Here is a 2,671-nt window from a genome sequence, read left to right on the forward strand (position 1 = left end):
AGTATTAGGGCATGACGGCAACGGTTCCGATCGGCGAGTTCTCGAGACTCACCTACCTGACCATCAAGACGCTGCGCTACTACCACGAGATCGAGCTGCTGGAGCCGGTCGCCATCGACCCGGACTCGGGGTATCGGTTCTATTCGACGGCGCAGGTGGATCAGGCGCATCTGATCAAGCGGCTGCGCGAGCTGAACATGCCGCTGCCGGAGATCAAGGCGGTCATGGCGGCCCCGGACCAGGCGGCCCGGGACGCGGGCATTCGCGCGCATCTCGAGCGCATGGAGGCCGAGCTGGTGCGCACCCGCGACGTGGTGGCCTCGCTTGAGGCGCTGCTGCTGCCGGCGACCGGGATCAGCGTCGAATACCGTTCCATCGCAAGCCTTCCGGTGCTGGCCATGACCACGACGGCGGCGCGGGAGGACTGCGGCCCGTGGTGCGAGTACAGCTTCGGCACGCTCTACGGCAGCCTGGCCGCCGCCGAGCTCGCGCCCGCCGGTCCCGGCGGGGCCACCTACGCGCCCGAATTCTTCGAATACGACCGCGGCGAGGTCGTCACCTACGTGCCGATCGAGGCCGGGCACCGGGACCGCTTCGACACCGCGCTCGTCACGGAGCTGCCCGCCCGCCGCTTCGCCGTCACCGTGCACGCGGGCGCGTTCGACGACTTCGACCGCACCTATGGCGCACTGGGCAGCCATGTGGCCGAACACGATTCCGCGCTGCCCGAACCCGTGCGCGAGATCTACCTGGTGGGGCCCGGCGACGCCGAGCCTGCCGACTACCGCACCGAAGTCTGCTGGCCGATCGGCCGGATCTGAAAAAGGAGAGAAACCATGGCACTGTCCCTCGCCAACATCGTCGTCGACTGCCACGATGCCGCCACGCTGGCGGGCTTCTACGCGCAGCTGATGGACCGTCCCGTCGATGAGGGCGCGAGCGTGCACTTCGCCTCCATCGATATGAAGGCCGCCACGCCGACGTTCATGTTCGTCGCGGTGCCGGACAAGAATCCGGGCAAGAACGTCCTGCATCTGGATCTGACCGGCGGCACGCTGGCCGATGAGATCGAGCGCGCGGTCGCCCTGGGGGCCAAGCACATCGCGGACTTCGACGAATACGGCGCGAAGTGGGCGACGCTGGCCGACCCGGAGGGCAACCTCTTCGATATCGGCGCGCAGAGCTAGGCGTCGAGTTCCTTCTTCAGGTTCGCGAGCACCTCGGCCTGGATCTTCTTCAGGCCGATGGGCGCGAAGATGCCCTCGAAGATGCCGCCGATGCCGCCCGCGCCCTTCCAGGTGGTGCGCACGGTGACCAGCGAGCCGGAGCCCGACGGGGTCACGGTCCAGGCGGTGACCATGGAGGAGTTCGAATCCCGTTCGGTCACCATGGAATCGGAGACCGAGACGGCGGCGCGCACATTGCGCTGGCGGCTCTCGGTGGCCTGCAGCGTCCACTCGGCGACGGTGCCCGCGCCCTGCCCGCCCTCGACCACCTTGTAGTCGCGGTAGTGCGCGGAGAGGATCTTCGGCCGCACTGTCTCGTAGTCCGCGATCGCATCGAGGGTGCGCTTCGGATCCGCCGCCACGACGATCGAACTGGAGGCGCTGACCTGTCCCACCATGTGCTCCTTTGTGATTACGCGGGCTGACCGGCACTCTGCCCTGTTACCGCTCGGTCATGCTACGCCGGATCGCGACGCGCCGGTTCGCTGCGCCGGGTCGGGTCGGCCACCTATTCTGGGGGCACTTGTGCGCGGGGAGGTCGCGGTGATGACGCGGTTCGTGACGTGGATGCGGCTCAATATCGACGCGGTGATCGCCATCGTCATCGCGATCACGGCCGTGATCGTGGAGGCCATCGACAAGACCGCCAAGCTGGATCCGGTGCAGGGGGCGGTCCTGCTGGTGCTCAGCTTGCTCGCGGTGACGTTGCTGCGGGACCGCAATCGCATCACCCGCCTGGTCCGGGAGTCCGCGGCGGTGCGGCTGCTCTACGGGCCGGAGATCGATCAGGCGCAGGCGCTGGCCCGCCGCGATACCGACACCTGGATCTACAAGGGCGGCACCGGAACCTACCTGCGGGCCGAGACCCTGCCGTTCTTTCTGGGCCGCGTGCGCGCCGAACAGCATCTGCTGAGTCTGCGGGTGGAGGTCCTCGACCCCGCCGACGAGATGCTGTGCGAGGTGGAGGCGCAGCACCGCAACGCGCTGCGGCCGGGCGGTGACCTGAACGGGCGGCCGTGGACCACCGACCGGATCCGCAAGCAGTCCTACGCCACCGTCCTGGCCTGCGCCTGGTACCGGGCCCAGTCCGAGCTGCTGACCATCGAGCTGGCGCTGTCGGCGGTGGTGACGACGTATCGGTGGGACATGTCCGACAGTGTCGTCATCATGAACCAGCGCGGTTCCAACACCCCGGCGCTGCTGTTCGAACGCGGCAAGACCCAATACTCCGATCTCACACGCGAATTGGCCTTGAGCTTCAAGCAGGCGCGACACCTCCCGTTGGGCCGCGACAACGAACTGCGACCGCCCGCCGAGCCCGGCATCAGCCAGGTGCGCAAGCTGCTGGAGCGGCTGGAACTGCCGCTGCCGGGCATCTACACCGACGAGGACGTGACGGAGATCGTGGAATACGCACTGCGCCCGTCCAATACGTTCTAGTGTCC

General features: G+C 67.7%; 4 protein-coding genes. 3 read left to right on the forward strand and 1 reads right to left on the reverse strand.

Translation table 11 applies throughout. The features are described 5' to 3' along the window. Window positions 1-11: 11 nt before the first annotated feature. Both NS2_RS35360 and NS2_RS35365 read left to right on the forward strand, forming a co-directional pair. Window positions 12-821 (forward strand): MerR family transcriptional regulator, encoded by an 810-nt coding sequence (locus NS2_RS35360; RefSeq protein WP_033091721.1) that lies wholly within the window; start codon window positions 12-14, stop codon window positions 819-821. A 15-nt stretch (window positions 822-836) separates the two neighbouring features. Next, the gene (locus NS2_RS35365; protein ID WP_033091720.1) at window positions 837-1,187 is read left to right on the forward strand and encodes a VOC family protein; all 351 of its coding nucleotides are present in this window, start codon (window positions 837-839) and stop codon (window positions 1,185-1,187) included. Here NS2_RS35365 and NS2_RS35370 read toward each other — a convergent pair. Then, window positions 1,184-1,621, reverse strand: coding sequence for an SRPBCC family protein (locus NS2_RS35370; RefSeq protein WP_033091723.1), 438 nt, complete (start codon window positions 1,619-1,621; stop codon window positions 1,184-1,186). The genes NS2_RS35365 and NS2_RS35370 overlap by 4 nt on opposite strands. Window positions 1,622-1,772: 151 nt before the next feature. Here NS2_RS35370 and NS2_RS35375 point away from each other — a divergent pair, with 151 nt between their 5' ends. Continuing rightward, the gene (locus tag NS2_RS35375) at window positions 1,773-2,666 is read left to right on the forward strand and encodes a hypothetical protein (protein WP_033091722.1); all 894 of its coding nucleotides are present in this window, start codon (window positions 1,773-1,775) and stop codon (window positions 2,664-2,666) included. Window positions 2,667-2,671: the final 5 nt, after the last annotated feature.

Origin of the sequence: Nocardia seriolae NBRC 15557, assembly GCF_007990715.1 — a bacterium.
Lineage (GTDB): Bacteria > Actinomycetota > Actinomycetes > Mycobacteriales > Mycobacteriaceae > Nocardia > Nocardia seriolae.

What these genes read in the sequence shown, in the direction of transcription:
- NS2_RS35360 (WP_033091721.1), top strand. Translation starts at nt 12, where the DNA reads ATGACGGCAACGGTTCCGATCGGCGAGTTCTCGAGACTCACCTACCTG.
- NS2_RS35365 (WP_033091720.1), top strand. Translation starts at nt 837, where the DNA reads ATGGCACTGTCCCTCGCCAACATCGTCGTCGACTGCCACGATGCCGCC.
- NS2_RS35375 (WP_033091722.1), top strand. Translation starts at nt 1,773, where the DNA reads ATGACGCGGTTCGTGACGTGGATGCGGCTCAATATCGACGCGGTGATC.